Below are 24,034 nucleotides of genomic sequence, written 5' to 3'. Positions count from 1 at the left end.
GACGATCCGCCGTCCCCGGAGTGTTGGATCGGCCGCGACGCATCAACGCCGGCTTGGCTACTTTTCGCTGGTCGGAACATCGAGATATGCTCGTTGTCGCCGCACCGCTGCCCCGGCACCTTCGCGGAGGTCTGACGAGGGAGGTTAGCGGAAGGCCCGTGGAGATGTCGGCGATGGCGAGAGACTCCAGGTCGGAGAAGGGCAGCATTCGCGCTGTCGAGCGGGCGATCGACCTGCTCCAGGCGATGAACCGTCGCCCGCTGTCCACGCTCCATGACCTGCATCGCGAAACCGGCCTGCCCAAGCCATCGATCGTACGTCTGCTGCGCACTTTGGAAGCCAAGGGCTTGGCGACCCAATCGGCCAGCTACGGCACCTACCAGCTGCTGGGACGGGTCAAGACGCTGTCCAGCGGCTTCCACCACGAGCCACTGGTGATCGAGGTCGCCCAGGAGATCATCGTCGAGTTCACCAAGCAGGAGGGCTGGCCGCTGGCGCTCGCCCTCTTCGACCTCGACGCCATGGTCGTCCGCGCCAGCAGCATTCCCTACACCTCGCTCTCGCTGCTCCATTCCTCGCTGAACATGCGGCTGAGCATGGTCAGCCGCGCGCTCGGCCGCTGCTACCTGGCCCACAGCCCGCCCAACGAGCAGCAGATCATCCTTGAGATCGTCAAGCGCAGCACGGACCCCGAAGACCGCCTGGCCCACGATCCCGAGGCGATGTCGCGGATGATCGAACAGGTGCGCGGCCGCGGCTACGCCACCCGCTCACCGGGCATTGAGACCAAGTCCTCGACCATCGCCGTGCCCGTGCGCGACGGAGACCATGTCGTGGCCTGCCTCGGCTTCACCTGGATCACCGCGGCGATGCCCCTGCAGAAGGCGATCACCGAGTATCTGCCGCGCGTGGTTCAGACCGCCGAGACCATCTCGGATGAGCTTGCGCGGCGCTCCGAGGCGGCCAGGCCCGCCGACCCGGGATCGACCCATGACCTTGTCTGACGCCCTCTCGGCCGAACGTTCGATGCAGGCCATCGGCGTCGATGGGGAAGGCGATGAGGCCCGTCTCGTGGTTGAAGATGCGCACCGGCCGACCGTGGCGCCAGGCCAGGTCCTTGTCCGGGTCGCGGCGGCCAGCGTGAACCGTCCGGACGTCCAGCAGCGCCGGGGGCTCTATCCCCCGCCGCCGGGAGCCTCGCCGCGTCTGGGGCTGGATATCGCCGGCACGGTCGTGGCGGCGGCCGACGACGTGGCCTGGCCGCGTCCGGGCGACCGCGTCTGCGCCCTGGCGAACGGCGGCGGCTACGCCGAGTACTGCCTGGCGCCGGCAGGGCAGTGCCTGCCCATTCCCGCCGGCCTGGACCTTGTCGAGGCTTCGAGCCTTCCCGAGGCGTTCTTCACCGCCTGGAACGCGCTCATGATCCTGGGCCGGATCGAATCCGGCGAAGGCCTGTTGATCCAGGGCGGCGCCAGCGGCGTCGGCCTGGCGGCCATCCAGCTGGCCGCACACCTGCGGAATGCGAAGATCGTCGCCACCGCGAGCAGCGAGGAGAAGCGCGCCGCGTGCCTCGCAGCAGGCGCCACATACGTTCTCGACTATCGCGACCCCGACTGGCCGGATCAGGTCCGCACCCTGCTGCCCGGCGGCTTCGACGTGATCGTCGACGCCCAGGCCGGCCCGACCACGGCGGGTCTGCTCGACCTGTTGGCCGAAGGCGGCCGTCTGGTGCTGCTGTCGAGCCATGCGGGGCGGACGGGCGAGATCGACACCCGCAGCATCGTACGCCGCCGACAGACCCTGACCGGCGCCACCCTTCGGCCGCGAACGCCGGAATTCAAGGCCGAGCTGGCGAGCGCATTGCGCACTCATGTCTGGCCGCTGATCGAACAGGGCCAGGTCGGGACGCGCATCTGCGCCACCTTCCCGCTGGACAGGGCGGCCGACGCGCATGCGCTGATGGACGCCAACCAGCAGATCGGCAAGGTCGTGCTGATCGTCGATCCTGGGCAGCTCGCGCCCTAGCGCGGATCCCCCAGGATCGCCTTCACCTCGAGGTATTCCTCGAAGCCGAAGACCCCGAACTCGCGCCCATTGCCGGACTGCTTGTAACCGCCGAACGGCAGGCTGCGGTCGAACGGCGCGCCATTGAGATAGACCCGGCCGGCGCGGATACGATTGGCGACGGCCCGCGCGCGGTCGAGGTCCGGGGATTGCACGAAACCGGCCAAACCGAAGGGCGTGTCGTTGGCGATCTCGATGGCTTCGTCCTCGGTGTCGTAACTCATGATCGACAGCACCGGGCCAAAGATCTCCTCGCGGGAAATGCGCATGTCGCGGGTGACGTCGCCGAAGACGGTCGGTCGGACGTGGAAGCCGCGGTTCAACCCGGCCGGCCGGCCAAGTCCGCCGGCAACTAGGGTAGCACCCTCGTCGACGCCCGACTGGATGAGCGCCTGGACCTTGTCGAACTGCGCCTGGCTGACGAGCGGGCCAAGTGTTGTGACGGGATCGAGCGGGTCGCCAGCCTGGATGGTTTCCACGGCGCCGCGCGCCGCTTCGAAGGCCGTCTCGCGCGCGCCGCGCGGGATCAGCATGCGTGTAGGCGACTGGCAATTCTGGCCGGCGTTCGTGTAGCAGGCGTGCACGCCCTGGGCGACGGCGGCCGCGATGTCGGCGTCGTCCAAGATGATGTTGGCCGACTTGCCGCCCAGCTCTTGGGCGACGCGCTTGACGGTGTCCGCCGCCAGCTTGGCCACGCGGATTCCGGCCTGGGTCGATCCGGTGATCGAGATCATGTCGATGCCCGGATGGACGGCCAGCGCCTCGCCCACCGTCGGCCCGTCGCCGTTGACGAGATTGAACACGCCCGCCGGCACGCCCGCGTCATGGATGATCTCGGCCACGAGCATGGCGCTGAGGGGCGCGATCTCGCTGGGCTTGAGCACGACCGTGCAGCCGGTGGCGAGCGCCGGGGCAACCTTCGAGGCCACTTGGTTCAGCGGCCAGTTCCACGGCGTGATCAGGCCGCAGACGCCAATGGGCTCGCGGCGGACGACCCCTACGCCCATGCGCTCTTCGAACTTGTAGTTCGCCAGCACGCGCGCGGCCTCCTCGAAGTGGAAGAGAGCGACGGTCGCCTGGCGCTCGGTCGAGAAGGTGATGGGGGACCCCATTTCGAGGGTCATGGTGCGGGCGAGTTCGGGCAGGCGGGCTCGGAAGCCTTCGATGATCCGGGCCAGGTAGCCCAGGCGTTCCTCGACACTCGTTGTGGCGTAGGTGGCGAAGGCCCGCCGTGCGGCGCGGACGGCCCGGTCCACGTCCTGGGCCGACCCGAGGCTGATGTGCGCGAGGACCTCTTCGGTGGCCGGGTTCTGGATGGCGAGCTGCGCCGGCGAGATGGGGTCGACCCAGGTTCCGTCGATATAGAACTTCAGCGCATCCACCGGTTGGACCCCCTTCACTCCGACACTCTGGCCTGTCTTCCAATCCCCGGGGGCAGCGCGCAACAGACCACCATTCCCCTTTCCGCGCGCCGGAAACTTCCGCTCCACGGAAAGTTGCAATTCGGCGCGGGAGCCCCCCGACCCAGCGCGGCATAAAAGGACCTCTCGCCGAGACGCAGTATCAGGAACACGTGCCATGCCGAACGACAGCCCCACGATCTCCCGCGAGGAACGGATCACCTCGCTGCTCGTGGGCGCCATCGATCTCCACTGCCACAGCGGCCCGTCGGTCATGCCCCGCGAGCTCGATCACATCGAAGCGTTGCAGGACGCCGCCAGCGCTGGGATGCGGGCCATGCTGATCAAGGACCACTATTATTCGGCGACGCCGGTCACGGAATTGCTGAACAAGCACTATGGCCACCTCGGCGTCACGCTGCTGTCCGGCGTCCCGCTGAACAACGCACTCGGCGGCTTCAACCTCTACGCGGTCGACCACGGCATCGCGCTCGGCGCACGCCTGGTGTGGATGCCGACCTTCACGGCCAAGAACCACATCGACGCCAACGCCAAGTCCAAGGGCTTCCCGCACACCACCAAGCCGCTGATCGAGCCCGAGCCGCTGACCGTCCTCGACGGCCAGGGCCAACTGATCGAAGCGGTGAAGCCGATCCTCGATCACATCGCCATGCACGACGTGGTGCTGTCCGGCGGCCACCTGCACATCACCGAGATCTTCCCGCTCTTCGAGGAGGCCAAGCGGCGCGGTGTGAAGCGCCTGCTGGTCAACCACCCGACATTCCTGATCGGCTGCACCTACGACGACATCCGCGCGCTGGTGGAGATGGGGGCGTACATCGAGCACTCGTTCTGCATGTTCATCAACGTCGAGCGGGGCAAGCCGCCGCGCTTCCCGCCGGAGGAACTGGATGCGCTGATCAAGGCCGGCACGGTCGAGCGCACCATCCTTGGCTCCGACCTGGGGCAGCGCGGCCGCGACCGCCCGGTCGAGGGCTTCCGCTCGGTGATCGAGCAGTGTCTGAACCTCGGCTATTCGGACAGCGACATCCGGCGGATGATCTCGCTGAACGCGGCCGAGCTGATCGGCCTCGACAAGCTGGAGCCCGGCGCGCCCGCCGAGCCGCACACGCACTGACCATGACGGCCGCGCCACGTCCCGACCGATACGCGTTCCGCGAACGCCTGATCGCGGGCGAGCCGCTGATCGGCACCTTCATGAAGGTGCCCGGACCCCACAACACCGAAGTCATCGGGGGTCTGGGCTATGACTTCGTCGTGCTGGACGCCGAGCATGCGCCGTGGGATCGCGGCGCGCTCGACCTTGGCCTGCTCGCCGCCCGCGCGGTCGGAACGGCCGGCATCGTCCGCATCGCCCGGCACGACGCGGCCAGTGTCCTGTCGGCCTTGGACGATGGCGCCATCGGCGTCCTCGCACCGCATATCGACACGGTGGAGAAGGCGCGCGAACTGGTGTCGTGGGCGCACTACAGGGACGGGACCCGGGGGGCCGGGGTGGGGCGCGGCGGCGACTACGGCGCCCGCGGCGCCGGCCATCAAGCCTTTGCCGACCGGACCACGACGGTCATGGCGATGATCGAGGATCGGCAGGCGATCGAGGTCGTCGACGACATCGTCGCGACGCCCGGGATCGATGCGATCTTCCTGGGGCGTGGCGATCTCACGCTGTCGCTCAGCAACGCCACGCGACCCGCGCCGTCGGTGAAGGAAGCCGTCGAGATCGTGACGGACGCATGCCGCCGGCGTGGCAAGGCGATCTCGGCCGTCGTGCAGTCACTGGACTCGGACGAGGCGAAATGGCTGACCGACCTTGGCGTGACTGCGATGATGGTGGCCACGGATCAGGGCTTCATGCGCCAGGCTGCGGCCTCCGTGCTTGCGCAGTTCAGGGCTATGACCGCCGCCCGCGCAGGCTAGGCGGCCAACGGGGAGGTGAGGGTGGGCGGAATAGGTTTCGACGGACGGTGCGGGCTTGCCGCTCTCTGCGTCCTCCTCGCCGTGTCGCTAGCGGCCCCGGCCGCCGCCGCGCCGCCGATCCCGATCGTGCGACAGGGCGCGTTCGAAGCCGGAGGGGCGCAACTGCGCGAGGGCGACAAGACGCTGTCCTGCGACCACGGCTATGTGGAATACCAGGTCCCCGCCCGTGCGCGCGGCCTGTCGCTGTTCATGTGGCACAGCTCCTCGGCCAAGGTCTGGCAGAACCGCTGGGATGGCGGCGAGGGCTTCCAGTCGATCTTCCTGCGGCGCGGCTACCCGGTCTATCTATGGGATGGCCCGCGCGTCGGGCGCGGCAACTGGGGTTGTGCGAGCTACACCTACAAGCCGTCCATCGGGCAGGATCAGCAGAACTTCGTCGCCTGGCGCCTGGGCGCGAAATATCCCGAGTGGTTTCCGGGCGTGCAGTTCCCGACTGGTGACGCGGCGGCGTGGGAGCAGGCGACGCGGGCGCGCTACGACGAGTTCGACACCAGCGAGAACGCCAGGCTGGAAGCCCATGCGGCGGCGGCGGCCATCGACCGCATTGGCCCGTCGATCCTGGTCACCAATTCCAACGGCGGTCTGCGCGCGATGCTCGCGGCGCTGGAGAGCGACAATGTGAAGGCCATCGTGGCCTATGAGAACCCGGGGTATGTCTTCCCCGCCGACTTCACGGGCGCGAAGCCGGCCGACCGCTTCGGCCCGGTCATGGTCGAGCCCGAGGTCTTCAAGAAACTGACGCGGTTTCCGATCCAGTTCGTGTTTGGCGACAACCTCGACAAGTCGTCGACGTGGTCCGAGCACGCCCGCGAAGCCCGCAAGTTCGTTGACCTGATCAACGCGCGTGGCGGCAAGGCGGAGATCCTCTTCCTGCCCGCAGTCGGCCTACACGGGAACACCCACATCCCCTTCGCCGACCTCAACAACGTCGCGGTCGCCGATCAGCTTTCGGCCTTTCTCCGCAAGCATCACCTGGATGAGCGAAGCAAAGGCGCATCGAAGCGGGTTGATCAGGGGCGACCCTGATTGATCGCTGAGTGTCCGTCGGCGCCGGAGCGTCCGAGACTTTCGCGCTGCGGAAAGCTGCAACTCGGTGCTTTCGTCCCCATCCCCAGTGCACGAAGATCGCCCTCAACAAGGCAAGCATTGGGTGCGTGGCTTTCAAAGCAACAATCAAATCCAGAAGGTTAGTGACCGGCGCGGTTGCAATTTAGCCGCGCACGTCACGACGCCAAGAGTCTCGATCTTCGGGGCGCCAACTTACGAGTACACAGCGCAACAACGCGTCTGACTTTCAAAAATAACTTGAATCAAAAGGGGGAAATGTATGCGTACGGGGAGGCTATCGAGTCTTTTCAACTCCAGCGCGGTGCTCGCGGTGGTCGCAGCCGTCAGCGCCTCGCCCGCCATGGCGCAAGAGAAACCCGCCGATGATCAGGGTCCGAAGACTGATGTCGTGGAGGAGGTCGTCGTCACGGGCTCGCGCCTCGGGCGGACGAGCTTCAACTCACCGACTCCGGTCAGCGTGATCGGCCAGGAGCGCTCTCAGAACCTTGCCATCACCAACGTAGGGGATGCGCTCAATCAGATTCCATCCTTCCGCCCGATCGTCGGCCCGGCGACCAATTCCTTTCGCTCGAGCGCGAACATCGCGGGCCGCAGCCTGGACCTGCGGGGTCTCGGCGCGATCAGGACGCTGACCCTGATCGATGGCCGTCGGCATGTCGGGAGTTCGGACGACGGCACATTCGATCTCAACTCGATCCCATCGATCCTGATCCAGCGATCAGAGGTCGTCACCGGAGGCGCCTCTGCCGCCTATGGCGCGGGAGCTGTGTCTGGCGTGGTGAACCTCATCACCGACACCCGGCTGGAAGGGTTCAAGGCCGAAGCGAGCTACGGTGTCAGCGAGCATGGCGACGCCCGGAACACCTATGTCGCCGCGGCCGGGGGCAAGTCGTTCGCCGACGGACGCGGACATCTGGTCATCGGCGGCGAGTATTCGAAGGAGGGGCCTGTCCCCGAGTTGAGCCGTGACTGGAGCCGCCGCCTTCACGACTTCATCCCCAACCCGTTCTTCTCCACCAATCCGGCGCTGAGTAACGGCCTGCCGGCCAATGTCGCTGCAGACAACGTCGTTACGTCGCTCACCCCGGCCGGCTCGATCACCATCGTGCATCCGCTGCAGGGGATGCAGTTCGACAGCAGCGGCAACCTCATCCCCTTCCAGTTCGGCGGCCTTTACAATCGGGCCAAGCCGAGCTCGCTGATGATCGGCGGCGACCCCAGCATCACAGGCTACTACGGCGCCGTGGGACCGTTCGTCGTGGGCACGAAGCACGGGTCTATCCTGAGCCACGTCAACTACGACCTGACCGAGGCCATCACGGTCTCGGCGGAGCTTGGTTACGCCGAGGTCCGGGGCGGGCCGACCGGGGCCAACCCGCGATCCGACCCGAACGGCGCGCTGCGGATCCAGCGGGACAACGCCTACCTCACGCCTGCGACGGCCGCGATGATGGACGCCGCGCGCACCACCTTCCTTCCGGTGAGCCGCATCAACTACGAACTCGGCCCCAACGTCTATTCGTCGAAGAACGAGACCTGGCATGCCTTCGCGGGCCTGGATGGCAAGCTCCGCGGCGACTGGAAATGGGATGCCTACTACCAGTTCGGGCGAACGACGGGCCGCCAGAGCAATGCCAACTCGCGGCTCGAACAGCGCTTCAAGGACTCCATCGACGCCGTACGGGCGCCTGCGGGCATACCGGGGATAGCGGCCGGCACGATCATATGCCGGACGACGATCAAGGCGCCGACCAACGGCTGTATTCCCGCGAACATCATGGGGCCTGGCAAGATCAGCCCCGAGGCGGCCGCCTGGATCAATACGATCGCCTACTCGACCCGCAAATTCACCGATCACAACGTCGCCGCCAATATCAGGGGCTCCCTGTTCGAAGGCTGGGCTGGCCCGATCTCGGCTGCGGCGGGCGTCGAATACCGCAGTAGCGCCTCGGAGGGCGACAACGACCCGAACAGCAAGGCTGGCTTGTTCTCACAGGTCGCCTGGACGTACCTGCCGCCGACCACCCAGAAGGTGACGGAAGGCTATCTCGAGGTCAGCCTGCCCGTCCTCAAGGACTCGCCCCTGGGCAAGTCGCTCGACGTCGACGGCGCCGTGCGACGCACGCACTACAGCCTGTCTGGCAACGCTACGACCTGGAAAGTCGGCGCGGTGTACCGGCCAGACGACCAGTACATGCTTCGCATCACCCGCTCGCGCGATATCCGGGCGCCCTCGCCGCTGGAACTCAACCCGAACAAGAGCACGACAACGCTGTCGCTCGCCGATCCGAAGTACGGCGTGCAGTACCTGATGCCCACGTTCAGCGGCGGCAACCCAGACCTCGAGTTGGAAACAGCGGACACCTTCACCGCGGGGGTGGTGCTTCAGCCGGACTGGTTCCCGAACTTCAAGCTGTCGGTCGACTACTACGACATCTCGGTTGACGGGGCGATCGACATCCCCGCTGCGAACCTCGCCATCAGCATCTGCCGCTCGGGAACCAACCCGGCGATCTGCACGCTGGGCGCCGACGCCAACGGCAATCCTGACCGCATCCTGGCGCTGTTCGCGACCTATCAGAACATCAACAAGCTCCACACCAGGGGCTACGAGTTCGTGGCGAACTACGCCCTCGATCTCGCTGAGGTCGCGCAATGGATGAGCGGCGACGTCAGCATTTCCTTGAATGGCTCCTACGTCGAGACGCTTTCCACCCTGCTTCCGAACGGGACGAAGAAGGAGCTTTCCAACTTCACGGGCAATTCCGGCGGGGTCACCAACATCCTGGGCGTGCCGCGTTGGCGCGCCGATGCGGTCATCACCTATAGCCAGCCCACGTACTCGCTGACGGCGCACCTGGCCCACATCCCGAAGGCCCTGCAAAATCCAGATTGGATCGGGCCGGAGCAGGACGGCTACAGCCCCTATTTGCCGAATAGCGTCACCTACAACCACGTTTCCGCTCGGACCTATCTCGACCTGAGCGCACGGGTCAGCCTCTCCGGTCCCGAGTCCAAACGCTTAGAGGTGTTTGGTGGGGTCAATAACGTCTTCGACACCGACCCGCCGCCGGAACTGCGCCTGAACGGTAACGGGCTCTATTTCTCGCCGGTGGGCCGCAGCTATAAATTCGGCGTTCGCACGCAATTCTGAGGTGACGGCTGGGCGCGCCGATCGTCCGGCCAGCGCTCAATCAGCAGTTCGGGCAAACTGGAGGAGAGACTCAATGAGAGGAAGAACGGGGAAATTCATCTCCGCGGTCGCTGCGCTGATCGTCCTTCCGACGGCGGTCTTGGCCGAGCCGCTGCGAGTGGTCGGCAACATCAAGGTGATGGAAATCGCACCTCTTGTGCTCGCTTCGGAAGCGTCAGGCGGGCAAGTCGAAATCGCGCTTGGCGGCGTCGCGAACCTCTGGGATCTGGAGCTGGCCAGCCTGACCGTCGCGGTCTCCCCCGGCGCAAAGTCAGCGCCGCCGAGCACCAAGCTCGCGGATCTCGCCGGCAACGCAGAGACCCAACTGCTGCGCGTAACGCTCGCGCATCCGGACGGCCGCTATCTGCTCACGGCGACCGAGGGCCTCTATCGGATCGTCGCGCGGCGCTCCAGGGGGATCGCCACCGAGGCGGATTTGAAGGGCAAGAGGATCGGCGCCTATCCCGGCACATCCGCAGCCTTCTACCTCCACAAGGCGCTCCAGCGCGCCAACCTGACGGAGAAGGACGTCACGATCGTCACTCTGTCACCGCAGGCTTCGGAGGACGCCCTGATCGCGGGGTCCATTGACGCCATGTCAACCTGGGAGCCGCATTCGGAGCGAGCGCTGCGAAAGCTCGGGGACGAGGCCGTGCTGATCGCCCCGCCCCAGGCGTACCGCGAGCTCTATTCGCTACACACCACGCAAGCCGCGCTGGACAATCCGCAAAAGCGGGCGGCGATCGTGGCCTACGTCAAGAACCTACTCCAGGCCTGTCGGGCGATCTCTGCAGACCCGAGTCACGCTCAAAGCCTGATCCGGCCGCTGAATGGTTACTCCGCAGATCTGATGACCCAATCGTGGCATTACAGATTTCCCTGCGAAGTCACCCCCAACCTGCTGGACAAGTTCGTCGAGGAGGAGGCTTGGCTGGCTGCGCAGGACGGACGCGCGCCCCGCACACGCGCGCAGCTCGCCCGCCTGATCGACACCAGTGTCTACGATGAGGCGCGTCGGGCGCTGAGATGACGGAGCGCTGGAGCGGCTTCACCGCTGCACCGAGCGATCGCCGAAGACCTCGGAAGGCGCATCGCCGAGCGTGATCGTCTTGCTGTCTTCCAGCGCAGAATGGGCCGAGACGTAACTTCTCAGACGAAGTCTGAAGAGGACGAGCCGGCCGCCGTCCGCAGCCGGATCAAATCAGGAGCCAGCAGGCCCCCGACGCACCGATGCCGTGATGACTTTTGCGAACGCTCGCCCACCCGGCGCCCGACGCCTGTCCTTCAGCAGGAACTCGTAGCGCGATCCGGGCAACGACGTGACCTGCGCCAGGGCTCTGCGGGCGACGATCCATGACCTGTGCACCCGGACGAACGCCGCGCCGTCGAGGCGTTCGTAGGTGGCGGCGAGCGTCGAGCGCAGGTTGATCTGCTGGGTCTCGGTGGTGATCTCGATGTAGTTGCCGATGGCTTGGATGCTCGAAATCGTCGTCGCATCCAAGAGGTAGATTCGGCCCTGCGCCACGAAGCGCACGTCGGACTGAGGCGGAATTCCCGTGGCTACGGCGCGGCTGGGTGGCGGAATCCGCCTCAGAATCCTGGCCAGCGCCTCGTCCAGCCTCGTGCTCGACACAGGCTTCAGGAGATAATCGACCGCATCGATGTCGTAGGCGCGAGCCGCGTGTTCCGCGAAGGCGGTTACGAAGACCAGGGGCCGCGGCCTCGCGAGCCGGGCGAAGGACGAGAAGCCGTCCGGACCGGGCATGTCGATGTCCAGCAATACCACGTCGGGCGAGAGATCTGACAGGCCTGCCTGCATCGCCTCGCCGTCCGCAAACTCGCCCACGAGAAGGCAGTCGCTGCGCTGTTCCAGCAGACGGCGAAGACGCTGGCGAGCGATCGAGGAGGAGGTCGGCCTCAGAAGCGCTTTCTGACGGCGACCTGGAGGACCCGGCCCAGAGGACTTCCGTGCTCGTAGTCATAGTTGAACGGGCTGTAGGCGAACGGCGGGTCCTTATCGAAGAGGTTCTGGACCGTGGCCGTCAGGGTGGTCTCCCAGGGCAGCTCGACGCGGTAGACCAGGTCGATAGGCGTCCAGGCCTTGATCGTCGCCGGCTGCACGCCCGGCGTGGCCGTGTCGATGTCGTGGTTCAGGTCCTTCATCGAGTCCACGTAGTGGAGTGTCGCGCGGAAGTTGTGCCGTCCGAGATTGTAGTTGACGTAGAAGTTCGCCTTCCAGTGCGGCTGGGAATAGAAGGCGCTCAGCAGCTCGGCCTTCCCGGCGCGGTCAACGCCGGGCGCGATGGTGATACCGTCCAGCGTCAGCAGCGGGCCGCGGTCGTACTTCGACACATAGGCGCCATCGAGGCCCAGCGTGAGGTCGCCGTCCGATACGAACAGGTCGCGTAGGCGATAGGTCGCGGCGAAGTCGACGCCCGAGGTCTTCACGCTGGGGCCGTTGATCAGGTTCGTCCGCTCGCCCTGGAAATTGGACGGGTGACAATTGGTGCCGGTGATGGGGTTGATGGCGGTGCCGGCGCCGCTTGCGAAGCTGAAGCGCGAGGCCAGGGTGGCGTTGGCGCATTGCCAATTGGCCGGCGTGGCGTTGGGGAACATCGTGGAATAGACCGCCGCAGCGGTCTCCACGGTGAGCTCTTTCTTGAAGTGGAAGTTCCACCAGTCAACGGTCGCCGTGAAGTCGCCGAGCTCCAGAATGCCGCCCACGGAATAGTTGGTCGCCGTCTCGGGATCGAGGTTCGGGTTGGCGAACGTGTCCACCGCCCGATAGAGCGCCGCGCCCGTAGTCGGATCGACGAACTGCTGCAGGCTGCGAGTGAATCCCGGCTGCACCGACGTCTGTGGCGGGGCGCGGAACGTCGTTCCCACGGAACCCCGGAACGCGAACCACGGCAGCGCTTGCCACTTGACGTCGGCTTTCGGGTTGGTCGTCGAGCCAACGGCGCCGCCGTAGGTCTCGTAGCGGACGGCGCCGCTGACCGTCAGGGTCTCGAGGACCGGGATCCTGACCTCCGCGAACACGGCCTTGACGATCCGGTCGACCGAGTAGCCCTGGACGCCAGGGGACAGGTTGAACGGCCCGACACCGCCGGTGCATTGCGGCAGGCGGTCGTCAACGTCGTCCACGCATCGCGTGGCCTCGATGTTGGACAGCGCATCGTCGGCGCGGTTCTTGTATTCGTCGTAGCGCCACTGGGCGCCGACGGCGACCGCTATGGGCCCGCCCGGCAGCGTGACAGGCAGCTCGCCGCTCGCGACGGCGTCACCCACCAGGATGCGGCTCGTCGTCGTCGCGCTCAGGTACTGGTGCATCCACTCGTAGAGTTCGCGCGTGTTGGTATTCGAGGGGACGGCGGCCGCGTTGTAGAAGGGGTTGGGCCGGCCATAAACGGCGTCCTGGGCCACGGCGTTCGAGAACGGGTTGAACCACAGGCAGCCGTTCTGACCCGGCGTGTTGGTCGTGCAGTTGGGCCCGCCGAGGCCCCGCAAACCCCGTTGCACGCGGTTGACGACCTCGTCGGGGACCGCGTTGACCCCCTCGGATTCCATGTAGGTGACCGCGACGTCGTATTTCCAGCCGCCCACGGGCAGCTTGCCGGTGACGCCGCCCGAGATGCGGAAGGCGTCGGCCTTGCGGTGGTTGTGGTCCGCCCCGTCCTCGAACAGCGGCTGGCCGCCGTAGCCGCCCGGACGCCACTGTGTCTGCGAGGTGATCACCCCGAAGTTCTGGATATTGGCGCACTGGGTCGCCGAGTAGGGCGTGGTGGGTGCGCCCGTGCAGTGCGCGCTGAAGAGCGCGGTCAGCCCCGGGTTGGCGAACGGGATGAAGAAGCGCGACTGCTGGTTCAGACCCGTGGCCGGATAGGGCGACTGGCCGCCGCCGGGGGACCCGCCCGACGCCGCGATCGGGGTCGGGAACTGGACCGTCGACTGATAGGGCGACACGCGCTCTTCCGGCACGTCATGCCGCGCCCACATCACCTCGCCGTGGAAACGGGTGCTATCGGTGATGTCGAAGTTCAGCTCGCCGTAGACCTGATAGTGGTACTCGTCGTTGCCCAGGTTGTCGAAGCGCGTGAACTGGAAGCGGCAGGTGCCGCCGATGATCTCGCCCCCGAGCTCGGCGCAACCGTCGTCCTGGAAGTTGATCGGCCCGGCGTAGGGCTGGGCCAGCGAACCGTTGGGCAGGATCGAGCCGCCGTTGCCGGTCGTGTATCCGCCAGGGTTCGACGAACCCGACCAACCGCCGAACGGGTTGGCGGCGTTCGAGAGGATCGCCCAGTCACGGTCGGTGGTGCGCAGCTCGCTGCGGCGGCGGTAGCCGGCGGTGAGGAGGGCGTTCCCCCGATCGAACTTGCGGCCCCACGCGGCGGTGAGGTTGTAGTCGCCGTCGGCGCCCTTGATGTAGCTGTAGTCCGCGTTGAGCTCGACGCCGTCGAGGTCGGTGCGTGTGATGAAGTTCACCACGCCGCCCACCGCGTCGGAGCCATAGGTCGCGGCCGCGCCGTCTTTCAGAACCTCGATGCGCCCGACCGCGGCGGTCGGCAGCAAATTGACGTCCACGGCCCCGCCGGCGGCGGCCGAGACGGACGCGGCCAGGCGCCGCCCGTTGAACAGCACGAGAGTCCTGGCCGCCCCGAACCCGCGGAGGTTGACGGTGGCGATGCCTGCGGTGGCGCCCATCAGGCGGTTCGCCTCGCCGATCGAGCCCGCCGCGGCGGGAAGCGACTTGATGATCTGTATGACCGTCGGAGAACCCTGCTTCGAGAGCTCCTCCGCACTGATCACCGAGACAGGCAGGGCGCTGTTCTGGGGGGTTCCGGCGATGTACGAGCCGGTGACCACGACCTCTTCGACTTCGGGCGGGGCGTTGGCGCCGGCAGCCTGGGCGGCAGCCGTGCCGGCCGACAAGCCGGCGCAGACGACGACAGCGAGCGCGGACGCGCCCCGGAAAAACAGCTGCTTCACAGGATCCCTCCCAAAAGGGCCGCGCCGCTCTGATGGCGGATGTCGGCGTGGCGAATGTGCGGGCCGAGCGCATCCGTCGTCCCGGCTCGGGCGCTGGAGGCGGCGGCGTCGGCGGCGGCTCGGGGGGATGGCGGTGCGAACGCGCACAGGCGCGGTCCTTGGACCCTCATCGTTTCCTCCCCCGTCGTCGCTCTTCGGCGTGTGAGGGGACGCTCACCGACATTCGCTGTTCTGTCAATGCTGACTAACACAAGAGTGAATAACTACGGAATGTGAGCTCCAGAGCGCACGACGGCTTGGCTATCGATATGTTCACTCACGTAATAATCAGCATTGACAACGGAATATCGTCTCCGCCAGCCTCGCGTGGCTCGTCCCAGCGCGGGCCCGTCGGATGGAGGAGGCCGTGGAGATTTCTGTCTTGGCCTCGGCTGAGCAGACTGCGCGACGAGGCGCCCGACGGGTGGCTGCCGATCGGATTGCGCGCGTGGCGGCCATGCCGCTGGCCGCCACCGGCAAGATTGACAAGGTCCGCCTGCGTGCGGACTACGTGGACGGTAAGATACCGGCGGAGGATGTCGTGCGTTGACGGACCCCAGTCGGCCAATTTCTCCTTGAGGTGTTAGGTACGGCTTGATGTCAGACGGTTCGACGGCAAAGCGCGTCTCCCGAAGCAAGGCGGAGATGCGCGCCGAATCCATCGAACAGATTCTCGACGCCGCCGAGTATCTGTTCTCGAGGAATGGACTCCATGGAGTCACGCTTCGCGATGTCGCCAAGCGAGTGGGCGTCCACACGACGCTTCTGCATTATTATTTCGAGGACAAGCAGCGCCTGTTCGAGATGGTGTTCGCCCGACGCGCTGGCGTGACCAGCGGCCGCCGCATGGAGGCGCTCGAGAAATATGAGGCCGAAGCGGGCGACAGGCCCACGGTCGAGGGCGCCCTGCATGCGTTCCTCGACACCGACCTGGACCTCTATGTCGAGGGGGGCGAGGCCTGGATGAACTATGCCGCCTTCTGCGCGCGGGTCAGCAACACCGTCGAAGGTGCGGCGCTCATGGACGTCCACTTCGATCCCGTCGTCCTGAAGCTGGTCGGCATCCTGAAGCGTGCGCTGCCCGACCATTCGGATGAGGACATCTTCTGGGGCTATCATTTCGTGACCGGGTCGCTGATGAACACCCTGGCCCGCACGGGTCGGATCGACCGCCTGTCGGGCGGGCTTTGCCACTCGGACGACTTCTCCGCGGTAAAGCAACGGATCGCCCGCTTCATGGCGGCGGGTTTCCTCTCCCTGAAGGCGTGAAGCCTCGGCCGCAAGGCAGGCCGACGCGCCTGTAACCGCGTGCGCCGAACCCGGCGCGCAAAGCCGTTGCGCGAGCGGAGCGCGGCCCTAATCGAACGCCAAACCAGGCGTCCGAAAATATTCACGCACACGATAGTGAGTGTTGACCTCCACCTTGAGGTCGGACAGCTTCCGGCTCTCTCAGGGTTAGGAGATTGAGATGTCCCTCCAGGGCAGGATTGCGATCGTCACCGGCGCGGGCGGGGGGCTCGGGCGGGCCCACGCCCTGTACCTCGCCCGAAACGGCGCCCGAGTGGTCGTCAACGACGTGGCGGAGGACTCCGCCTCGGCGGTCGCGGCGGAGATCGTGGCGGCCGGCGGGGAGGCGGTGGGGATGGCCGCGTCCGTCACGGACGAGGCGGCGGTGGCGACGATGGTTGCGGGCGCCCTCGACCGGTGGGGCCGCGTCGACATCCTGGTGAACAACGCCGGCATCCTGCGCGACAAGACGTTCGCCAAGATGACGCTCGACGACTTCCGCCTGGTGATCGACGTCCATCTGATGGGCGCGGCGATCTGCACCAAGGCCGTCTGGGACGTCATGCGCGAGCAGCGCTACGGCCGGGTGGTGATGACCACCTCGTCGTCAGGTCTCTACGGCAACTTTGGGCAGGCAAACTACGGCGCCGCCAAGATGGCGCTGGTCGGTCTGATGCAGACCCTGGCGATCGAGGGCGAGAAATACGGGGTCCGCGTCAACTGCCTCGCGCCCACTGCAGCGACGCAGATGACGCACGGGGTGCTGTCTGCTCAGAGCCTGGCGCTCCTCGGGCCTGAACAGGTGAGCCCGGCGCTGCTCGCGCTGGTGGGCGAGGACGCGCCGACGCGCACCGTCCTCTGCGCCGGGGCCGGCCATTTCGCGCAGGCGAACGTGACCCTCACGCGCGGGCGCTACCTCGGGACCGGCGACGACGCCGGCCAGAAGGTGATCGCCCACTTGGCGCAGGTCGGCGACCGCACCGACGAGATCGTGCCACAGTACGGCTTTCTGCAAGCCGAACGCGAACTGGCCGCGGCCGGCCTCGGGGCGGACGTGGAGGTGGTGAAACGCTAACTTCGGCGCGGATTGCGTTCGCAGAGGCCACGGATTCCGGCGGCGATCAGCACCGGCAAGCGGTCGGCGATGGCGATCATGTCCTTCGACGAGACCGCGCCTTCCGAAAGCTTGTCGATTCGCCCGGTCTGGCCGAGCGAGAAGGTGAAGGCGCCGGTCAGAAAGTGATAGCCCCAGTAGAGCTCGTCGTCCGAGGCGTCCGGCAGGATTGTGCGCATGTCGGCGATCAGCTCGCGGGAAACGTGGTCGAAGGTCTCGGACATGAGCCGGTCCAGGTCGCCGCGGGAACTGTTCACGTAGGCGACCATCGCCATGTAGTTGCGCCAGCCGTCGTCCTCGGCGGCCTTCTCCAGCGACGGCCGGACGAAGGCGTCGATAATGCCCTCCAGCGTCATCTCGCCGCCGCAGGCGTCCCGGTACGCCGCCATAGCCTTGAGGCGCAGCTCGTTGATGATCGGCCCGCGGCGTCGGAAGACGGCGCGGAAGAGCTCTTCCTTGTCTCCGAAATAGTAGCGCAGCAGCGCCGTATCGACGCCCGCCTGCTGGGCGAGTTCGCTCAGCGGGACGCCGTAGCCCTTCTCGGCGAACAGCGCCTCCGCGCGGTCCATGATCAGGGTCATCGACGCAGCCCGGCGCGCGGCCTGCACCTTCCCGGCCGTCCGTCTGGGCCGCGGCCGCCCCGCTGTCGCCGACTGGTTCACGCTGCCCCTCGCTTCCTGCTGTCCTGTCTCGCCTCTACCGAACACGCGAGGCAAGTCCCTCGCGATGCTCCCCGGGGTCGTCGGTCGCCGAGCGCCGCGCGGCGTTCGCAGTATCTTCCCTATAACGGGAATAAATTGACAAGCTCCAAAACGCCCCGCATCGTGACCGCAGATAAGAGCAGTAGGGCAGGAACCGAGATCGAGCGCCGCTGAACGGCGCCGTCGCCGGAGGGCCTCCGTTTGAGACGGAAGCCGAGTCGGCTTGCGCCATGGACGTCGCCCTAAGCTCCGGGCGGCGGCAGGCCGGTCAACGCGTACGTCGCCCCCACTGCCAGAAGCTTGTTTCGCGGCACGAAGATCGCTGCGGGAGAGAGGGAGGGGAGCATGCGGCGGATGACAAGGCAGGTGAACGCGGCCACGGGCGTGGCGAGGCGGGCGAGGGCGAGCCTGAGACTGATTCTACTGGCGTCCGCGGCCTGCGCCGTCGCGCAGCCGGCGGGGGCGCAAGGGGTCGAGCCGGCAACGCCGCCCAGTCTGGACGAAGTGGTCGTCACCGGCTCGCGCATTCAGTCGAACGGATTCCAGCAGCCGACGCCGGTCACGGTCATCGGCGGCGCCGAGATGCAGCGGGAGCTGCCGACGACGGTCGCGAACTATCTCAACACCTTGCCCGCCTTCGGAACCCCCGTCTCCAGCAGCAACCCCGGTCCAGGCGTGTCGGGGGGCGGCGCGTCGCTTCTCAACCTTCGCAACCTGGGTGTGACGCGGACCCTCGTCCTCTTGGACAACCGCCGCGTGGTCAGCTCGTCGCCCGGCGGCGGGGTGGACATCAACACCCTGCCCACGGGCCTCATCCAGCGCGTGGAAGTCGTCACCGGCGGCGCTTCCGCGGCCTGGGGCGCCGACGCGGTCGCGGGTGTCGTGAACTTCGTTCTGAACCATGAGTTCGAGGGCGTGCAGGTGGACGCCTCGACCGGGATCTCGGAAGAAGGCGACAACTGGAACGCCAAGTTCGGCGTGACCTACGGACGGTCGTTCGCCGGTGGGCGCGGCCACATCCTGGCGGCGGGGGAGTTCTCCCGGCAACCCGACATCGTCCGTATCGGCAGCCGGGACTGGTGGAAGAACTGGGCCGTCGTGCCGAACCCGGCGTTCCGCGCGGGCAACGGACGGCCGGCCCGTATCACGGTGTCCGGGGCGGGCCCGTTCGAGCTCTCGGAAGGTGGCGTGATCACCTCGGGGCCGCTGCGCGGGACCCAGTTCGTCGGGCCGAACGGAACGCCGGCCCCGTTCAATTTCGGCAACAACGCCGGCGTCCTGCAGTGGGGCGGGGACGCGGCGCTCGGCACCTCGCGCAACCGCAACCTGACCAATGGGCTGGATTACGGCACGCTCTTCACCCACGCCCGCTACGACCTGACCGACAACCTCACGGTCTATGCGGAGGGGTCCTACGGGAAGTCGGCCGTCCAGACCGATTCCCTCTACTACAACCGCGGCGGCAACCTCACGATCCGGGTGGACAACCCCTACCTCGACGCCGGCGTGCGCAACCAGCTGATCGCAGCGGGGCAGACCTCGTTCAACATCGGCAAGATGTTCACCGACTCGCCGCCGCCCGGCAGCCGCAACGAGCGGACGCTGTGGCGTGGCGTCGTCGGCGTCGACGGACAGTTCGGCGGCAGCTGGAAGTGGGGCGCCTACTACCAGCACGGCGACTTCCGGGTTCACACCCAGACCTACAACAACCCCCTGATCCCGCGCTTCAATCAGGCCGTCGACGCGGTGCGCGATCCGGCGTCCGGCCAGATCGTCTGCCGCTCCACCCTGACCGACCGCGGCAACGGCTGCGTGCCCCTGAACGTGCTGGGGACGGGCGCTTCTTCGCCCGAGGCGCTGGCCTGGGTGTTCGGGACCGTGCCCTACCAGCTCACCGACCTGAAGCAGGATGTGGTGTCGGGCAGCCTGAGCGGCGAGGTGTTCCGCCTCCCGGCAGGCCCGGTGTCGATCGCAGTGGGGGGCGAGTACACCCGCGACTCCGCCACCTCGACGCAGGATGCCGGCTCTGCCGCGCGCCAGTACTTCACGGGCAACTTCCAGCCGTTCGACGGCAAGCGGAACGTGAAGGAGGCGTTCGCGGAAACGGTCGTGCCCCTGCTCGCGGACCTTCCGATGATCAGCCGGCTGGAGCTGAACGCGGCGGCCCGGGTCACGGACTACAGCACCAGCGGTTCGGTGGTGACGTGGAAGCTCGGGGGCTCCTGGGAGGTCAACCCCGAGCTGCGCCTGCGCGTCACCCGTTCGCGCGACATCCGGGCGCCGAGCCTTTCCGAGCTGTTCACCCGCGGGTCGACCGGCACCCAGTTCGTGTTCGATCCCCAGACCAACAGGCAAGTTTCGGTGCTCGCCAACACCCAGGGCAACCCCGACCTCACGCCCGAGGTCGCTCGCACCTGGACGGCCGGCCTCGTCTACCGGCCCGAATGGGCGCCCGGCCTGGGGTTGTCGGTGGACTATTACGACATCAAACTGCGCGACGCGATCGCGTCGGTCACGGCGCCGCAGACCGTGCTGCTCTGCTTCGGCGCCGTGCCGGCGCTGTGCGACAATATCATCCGCGACCCCGCGGGGATCATCACCCAGATCAACCTGCTGCCAACGAACGTCGCGCTGCTCGCCACCGCCGGCTGGGACGCCGAGGTCAGCTACCGCCGCGACCTCGGCCCGGGTTCGCTCACGGTAAGGGCGCTGGGCAGCTACCTGGCCAAGCTGGACCGCACGGATCCCGACGGCACGGTCCGCAAGCTGGCGGGCGCCATCGGAGACTTCTACGTCGGGGAGCCCAAGTTCAAGGGCCAACTCACCGCGACCTACGACCAGGGACCGTTCTCCGGAACGGCGAAGGTCCGGGTCATCGGCGCCGCCAAGCTCGACAGCACGTGGGTCGACCACGTCGACGTGGACGACAACACCGTCCCGCGGATGGGCTACCTGGACCTGCGGGCGTCGTACAAGTTCACGGTCGGCGACATCGACTCCGAGCTCAGCTTCGCGGTGGACAATGTCCTCAACACCGAGCCGCCCCGGGTCTCGGCCGTTCCCAGTACGGTGCCCTATGTCGTCGTGGCGCCGCACACGCGGCTCGACCTCTACGACGCCATCGGCCGCAGCTACCGGGTGGGGCTGAGGGCCAGGTTTTGACACCTCGCCGGCAGCCCTCCGCTGGGAAGCCCGGAATCTTCAGGATCGCCCTGACGGCGTCGGCCGGCGCGACGATCGAGTGGTACGACTTCTTCATCTACGGCACCGCCGCGGCGCTGGTGTTCCCCAAGCTCTTCTTCCCTGCCGACATTCCACCGCTGGCGGCGCAGATGGCGGCCTTCAGCACCTTCGCCGTCGGGTTCATCGCCCGACCCGTCGGCGGGGCGGTCTTTGGACATCTGGGAGACCTCTTCGGGCGCAAGAAGGCCCTGGTCACCGCGCTCATGATGATGGGCCTGGCGACGGCCGCCATCGGGCTGTTGCCGTCCTATGCCAATGCGGGCCCCCTGGCCCCGGTGCTGCTCGTGGCCCTGCGGTTCATCCAGGGTCTCGCGGTGGGCGGCCAATGGGGCGGCGCCGCGTTGCTGGCGATCGAAAGCGCGCCGCCATCCCGGCGCGGCTTCTACGGAAGCTTCGTCCAGGTCGGCGTCCCCCTGGGTGTGCTTCTGGCGAACGTGGTCTTCCTCGCGGTGGGCGCCGTCGTGGCGCCCGACGCCTTCCTGGCCTGGGGATGGCGCGTTCCGTTCCTGGTCAGCCTGGCGTTGGTCGGGATCGGGATCTACGTCCAGTTGAACCTAGAGGAGTCCGTGGAATTCGACGCGGCCCGGGCTGTCGGCCCGGACGCGCCCAAGGCGAGGTCCCCGATCCTCTCCGTGCTGGCCAGCCACCCGAAGGAGATCCTCCTGGCCGGCGGCGCGTTCGTCGCGAACAACACCTGCTTCTATATCGCGATCACCTATGTCGTGGCCTACGGGACCGCGACCCTGGAACTCCCCAGGAGCTTGATGCTCACCAGCGTGATGATCGGCAGCTGCGTCATGGCGCCGGCCCTCATCCTGTGCGGTTGGCTGTCGGATCACTGGGGACGGCGTCCGCCGTTCATGTGGGGCGCCGCCCTCACGGGACTTTGGGCGTTCGCGTTCTTTCCGCTCATCGAGACCGGAGAACCCAGGGCGATCGCCCTGTCGGTGTCCGTGGAGCTGGTCCTCATCAGCCTCATGTACGGGCCCCAGGCGGCGTTGTTCGCCGAACTGTTCCCGGTCGAGGTGCGCTATTCGGGCGCCACGCTCGGCTACCAGATTGGCTCGGTCCTGGGCGGGGGCTTCGCGCCGATCGTGGCGACGGCCCTGTTCGCGCGCTTCCAGTCGAGCGGCGCCATCGCCGCGTACCTCTTCGTGATGTGCGCGATTTCGCTGGCCTGCACGGCGATGTTGAGCGCGCGCGCACGAGCGTCGGCGACGATCGGAAGATCGAACACTCCACTAGAGGGAAGAGGATCGAAATGACGATTCCGCGGCGGGATTTGCTGTGTGGCCTGGGGGCCGGAGCGGCCGCGAGCCTGGTCGGCGCGCGGGCCTACGGCGCGACGGACTCCGCGCTCCTCAGGACCAATCCCGATTTTGTCGTCTCCGAGGCGGAGGCGATCGCGTGGCACCGGCTCAAGGACAGCAAGGGCCCGGCGCTCACCGGCAACGAGTCCTGGCGCTCGTTCATGGGATTCCTCGAGGCCAAGCTGAAGGCGTACGGCTGCGTGGACGTCCATCGCTCGGCGTGGACCTTCAAGCGGCTGGTCACCAGCATCTGGCCGGACGACTCCAAGTGGGGCCTCGTCTCGAATGGCCGCCGCATCCCGGTCGCGAACTTCGGGGCCAACTGCGGCACGACCGGTCCGGAAGGGGTGACGGCCGATCTGGTCCTCTGGGATCCCGACGTCAGGCCGGATGTTGCGGGCAAGATCGTCGTCTATCGGCCCGTGCCGCGGCCCGACGTGCGGGAGGCGTTCAGCAACAGCGACTACGAATACATGACCCCGTTCGAGAGCTGGCCGGTCGAGGGCGAGACGGCGCCGCAGGCCCAGAACGGGACGAACTCGATCTCGAGCGTGGTGTGGGACGACATGACCGCCAGCTCCACCTTCGTCGCGGCCATGCGGGACGCGAAGCCGGCGGGGATCGTCTTCGCGATGAACCTGAACAAGGCGGCGACAGCCGGCCTCTACACCTTCGGCGTTCCCGCCGACTATGGCTTCCCGTCGGTGTACCTCGACCGCTCGGTCGGCGACACGGTCATCGCGGATGCCCGCGAGGGCCGGAAGGCCACCATTCGGGTCGAGGGCGAGCGGGTGGAAAGCGAGGCCTATCAACTGATCGCCTACCTGCCGGGCGCCGACTACGGAACCGAGCGCGATCAGCAGCTCCAGCTGCGCACCCACACCGACGGCCCTTCGATCAGCCAGGACGATGGCGCGCTCGGGCTGCTGGGGGTCGTCAGGTACATGAGCCACATTCCGATGGAACGGCGCCCCCGGTCGCTGATGATCGAGCTGGACTGCCGCCACTTCATGCCCGGCCTGGAACGCGCCTGGGCCAGCCAGGACTATTTCGAGAAGAACCCTCGCGCCCGCGACAAGATCGTCGCCATGGTCGCCATGGAGCACCTGGGCCAGATCGAATACGTGTTCGACGGCGAGGAAATTAAGCCGAGCGGCCGGTCCCTGCCGACGTGGCTCTACGCCACCACCAACCAACGGGTGATCGACTACGCCTTCAAGGCCGTGAAGGACAATCACGTGCCGTCGGCGATCATCCGCTCCCCCGGCCGCCCCGGCGTCAGCGGCAAGTCGCAGGGGCCCTGGTATGGCATGGGCAGTGGCGCGCGATACCTCGGCATTCCCGGCTATGGCGTTCAGGGCGATCTCGGCGCCTACTGGGCCCACTCCGCCCGGATCGACCGCTTCGACGCCCGATCCTACCGGCGCCAGGTCGCGACCTTCTGCCAGCTCACGGGCTTCCTGATGGCCTCGGACCTGGGGCCGTTGCAGGCGCCAAAAGTGGACCGGCCTGCCTAGAGATCGCCCGCCGATCTGTCGCGCAATGGCGAAGAAGCAGTATAGCCGAGGCGTCGCCGCAGCGCCTTGAGGGCGCATAAGGCCCGAAACAGCAGACTTCCTTGTCCGCAAAGG

At 67.0% G+C, this 24,034-nt stretch carries 17 protein-coding genes; 13 read left to right on the top strand and 4 right to left on the bottom strand.

The features are described 5' to 3' along the window. Positions 1–173 precede the first annotated feature (173 nt). Both EPO51_RS19555 and EPO51_RS19550 read left to right on the top strand, forming a co-directional pair. Positions 174–1,004, top strand: coding sequence for a DNA-binding transcriptional regulator (locus EPO51_RS19555; RefSeq protein ID WP_293353691.1), 831 nt, complete (start codon positions 174–176; stop codon positions 1,002–1,004). Continuing rightward, positions 991–2,025 (top strand): NAD(P)H-quinone oxidoreductase, encoded by a 1,035-nt coding sequence (locus EPO51_RS19550; protein WP_293353689.1) that lies wholly within the window; start codon positions 991–993, stop codon positions 2,023–2,025. The genes EPO51_RS19555 and EPO51_RS19550 overlap by 14 nt, the downstream gene beginning before the upstream one ends. On the opposite strand, the gene EPO51_RS19545 is transcribed toward EPO51_RS19550, so the two are convergent. Continuing rightward, positions 2,022–3,464, bottom strand: a complete 1,443-nt coding sequence (locus tag EPO51_RS19545) for an aldehyde dehydrogenase family protein (protein ID WP_293353687.1) — start codon at positions 3,462–3,464, stop codon at positions 2,022–2,024. The genes EPO51_RS19550 and EPO51_RS19545 overlap by 4 nt on opposite strands. 178 nt (positions 3,465–3,642) lie before the next feature. Between EPO51_RS19545 and EPO51_RS19540 the strand changes: the two genes are divergently transcribed. From EPO51_RS19540 to EPO51_RS19520, 5 genes are all read left to right on the top strand, one after another. Beyond that, positions 3,643–4,602, top strand: coding sequence for a DUF6282 family protein (locus tag EPO51_RS19540; protein WP_293353685.1), 960 nt, complete (start codon positions 3,643–3,645; stop codon positions 4,600–4,602). A gap of 2 nt (positions 4,603–4,604) precedes the next feature. Continuing rightward, positions 4,605–5,402 carry an HpcH/HpaI aldolase family protein gene (locus EPO51_RS19535; RefSeq protein WP_293353683.1) on the top strand — a complete coding sequence of 266 codons (798 nt, stop codon included), beginning with the start codon at positions 4,605–4,607 and terminating at the stop codon, positions 5,400–5,402. Between the two features lie 81 nt (positions 5,403–5,483). Beyond that, complete coding sequence (locus tag EPO51_RS19530; RefSeq protein ID WP_293353681.1) at positions 5,484–6,488, top strand: alpha/beta hydrolase; 1,005 nt, start codon at positions 5,484–5,486, stop codon at positions 6,486–6,488. A 301-nt stretch (positions 6,489–6,789) separates the two neighbouring features. Next, a complete protein-coding gene (locus EPO51_RS19525; protein WP_293353680.1) occupies positions 6,790–9,684 on the top strand; it encodes a TonB-dependent receptor domain-containing protein in 2,895 nt (964 codons plus the stop codon). Positions 9,685–9,757: 73 nt separating this feature from the next. Further along, on the top strand, positions 9,758–10,753 hold the full coding sequence (locus EPO51_RS19520) for an ABC transporter substrate-binding protein (RefSeq protein ID WP_293353678.1): 996 nt from the start codon (positions 9,758–9,760) through the stop codon (positions 10,751–10,753). Positions 10,754–10,924: 171 nt separating this feature from the next. Here the strand turns inward: EPO51_RS19520 and EPO51_RS19515 are convergent, their stop codons facing one another. Together EPO51_RS19515 and EPO51_RS19510 are read right to left on the bottom strand one after the other, a co-directional pair. After that, positions 10,925–11,623: a LytR/AlgR family response regulator transcription factor gene (locus EPO51_RS19515; RefSeq protein WP_293353816.1), complete on the bottom strand. Its 699-nt coding sequence runs from the start codon at positions 11,621–11,623 to the stop codon at positions 10,925–10,927. 17 nt (positions 11,624–11,640) lie between these two features. Next, positions 11,641–14,709, bottom strand: coding sequence for a TonB-dependent receptor domain-containing protein (locus tag EPO51_RS19510; protein ID WP_293353676.1), 3,069 nt, complete (start codon positions 14,707–14,709; stop codon positions 11,641–11,643). Between the two features lie 406 nt (positions 14,710–15,115). Here EPO51_RS19510 and EPO51_RS19505 point away from each other — a divergent pair, with 406 nt between their 5' ends. The 3 genes from EPO51_RS19505 (at position 15,116) to EPO51_RS19495 (ending at position 17,110) form a co-directional block, all read left to right on the top strand. Beyond that, positions 15,116–15,298, top strand: a complete 183-nt coding sequence (locus EPO51_RS19505) for a hypothetical protein (RefSeq protein WP_293353674.1) — start codon at positions 15,116–15,118, stop codon at positions 15,296–15,298. A 47-nt stretch (positions 15,299–15,345) separates the two neighbouring features. Further along, entirely contained in the window at positions 15,346–16,017 is a 672-nt protein-coding gene (locus EPO51_RS19500) for a TetR/AcrR family transcriptional regulator (protein ID WP_465246615.1), read from the top strand. 199 nt (positions 16,018–16,216) lie between these two features. Beyond that, entirely contained in the window at positions 16,217–17,110 is an 894-nt protein-coding gene (locus EPO51_RS19495) for an SDR family NAD(P)-dependent oxidoreductase (RefSeq protein WP_293353670.1), read from the top strand. Here EPO51_RS19495 and EPO51_RS19490 read toward each other — a convergent pair. After that, positions 17,107–17,730 carry a TetR/AcrR family transcriptional regulator gene (locus tag EPO51_RS19490; RefSeq protein ID WP_293353668.1) on the bottom strand — a complete coding sequence of 208 codons (624 nt, stop codon included), beginning with the start codon at positions 17,728–17,730 and terminating at the stop codon, positions 17,107–17,109. The genes EPO51_RS19495 and EPO51_RS19490 overlap by 4 nt on opposite strands. A 465-nt stretch (positions 17,731–18,195) precedes the next feature. Here EPO51_RS19490 and EPO51_RS19485 point away from each other — a divergent pair, with 465 nt between their 5' ends. Genes EPO51_RS19485 through EPO51_RS19475 form a run of 3 tightly spaced genes read left to right on the top strand, consistent with a single transcriptional unit; the run spans position 18,196 to position 23,920 of the window. Beyond that, positions 18,196–21,012, top strand: a complete 2,817-nt coding sequence (locus tag EPO51_RS19485) for a TonB-dependent receptor domain-containing protein (RefSeq protein ID WP_293353666.1) — start codon at positions 18,196–18,198, stop codon at positions 21,010–21,012. Then, positions 21,009–22,358 carry an MFS transporter gene (locus tag EPO51_RS19480; RefSeq protein ID WP_293353664.1) on the top strand — a complete coding sequence of 450 codons (1,350 nt, stop codon included), beginning with the start codon at positions 21,009–21,011 and terminating at the stop codon, positions 22,356–22,358. Before EPO51_RS19485 ends, EPO51_RS19480 begins: the two co-directional genes overlap by 4 nt. Then, the gene (locus EPO51_RS19475) at positions 22,355–23,920 is read left to right on the top strand and encodes a hypothetical protein (protein WP_293353662.1); all 1,566 of its coding nucleotides are present in this window, start codon (positions 22,355–22,357) and stop codon (positions 23,918–23,920) included. Before EPO51_RS19480 ends, EPO51_RS19475 begins: the two co-directional genes overlap by 4 nt. The last annotated feature ends 114 nt before the right edge of the window (positions 23,921–24,034 follow it).

It is taken from the genome of Phenylobacterium sp. (assembly GCF_004297125.1).
Lineage (GTDB): Bacteria > Pseudomonadota > Alphaproteobacteria > Caulobacterales > Caulobacteraceae > Phenylobacterium.
Note: the sequence above shows the minus strand (reverse complement) of the source record. Positions and strands in the feature narration are given on the sequence as shown.

Excerpts from the sequence above, each read along its gene's own strand:
- EPO51_RS19555 (WP_293353691.1), top strand. The coding sequence starts at position 174 with ATGGCGAGAGACTCCAGGTCGGAGAAGGGCAGCATTCGCGCTGTCGAG.
- EPO51_RS19550 (WP_293353689.1), top strand. The coding sequence starts at position 991 with ATGACCTTGTCTGACGCCCTCTCGGCCGAACGTTCGATGCAGGCCATC.
- EPO51_RS19540 (WP_293353685.1), top strand. The coding sequence starts at position 3,643 with ATGCCGAACGACAGCCCCACGATCTCCCGCGAGGAACGGATCACCTCG.
- EPO51_RS19535 (WP_293353683.1), top strand. The coding sequence starts at position 4,605 with ATGACGGCCGCGCCACGTCCCGACCGATACGCGTTCCGCGAACGCCTG.
- EPO51_RS19525 (WP_293353680.1), top strand. The coding sequence starts at position 6,790 with ATGCGTACGGGGAGGCTATCGAGTCTTTTCAACTCCAGCGCGGTGCTC.
- EPO51_RS19520 (WP_293353678.1), top strand. The coding sequence starts at position 9,758 with ATGAGAGGAAGAACGGGGAAATTCATCTCCGCGGTCGCTGCGCTGATC.
- EPO51_RS19500 (WP_465246615.1), top strand. The coding sequence starts at position 15,346 with ATGTCAGACGGTTCGACGGCAAAGCGCGTCTCCCGAAGCAAGGCGGAG.
- EPO51_RS19495 (WP_293353670.1), top strand. The coding sequence starts at position 16,217 with ATGTCCCTCCAGGGCAGGATTGCGATCGTCACCGGCGCGGGCGGGGGG.
- EPO51_RS19490 (WP_293353668.1), bottom strand. The coding sequence starts at position 17,730 with ATGACCCTGATCATGGACCGCGCGGAGGCGCTGTTCGCCGAGAAGGGC.
- EPO51_RS19485 (WP_293353666.1), top strand. The coding sequence starts at position 18,196 with ATGCGGCGGATGACAAGGCAGGTGAACGCGGCCACGGGCGTGGCGAGG.
- EPO51_RS19475 (WP_293353662.1), top strand. The coding sequence starts at position 22,355 with ATGACGATTCCGCGGCGGGATTTGCTGTGTGGCCTGGGGGCCGGAGCG.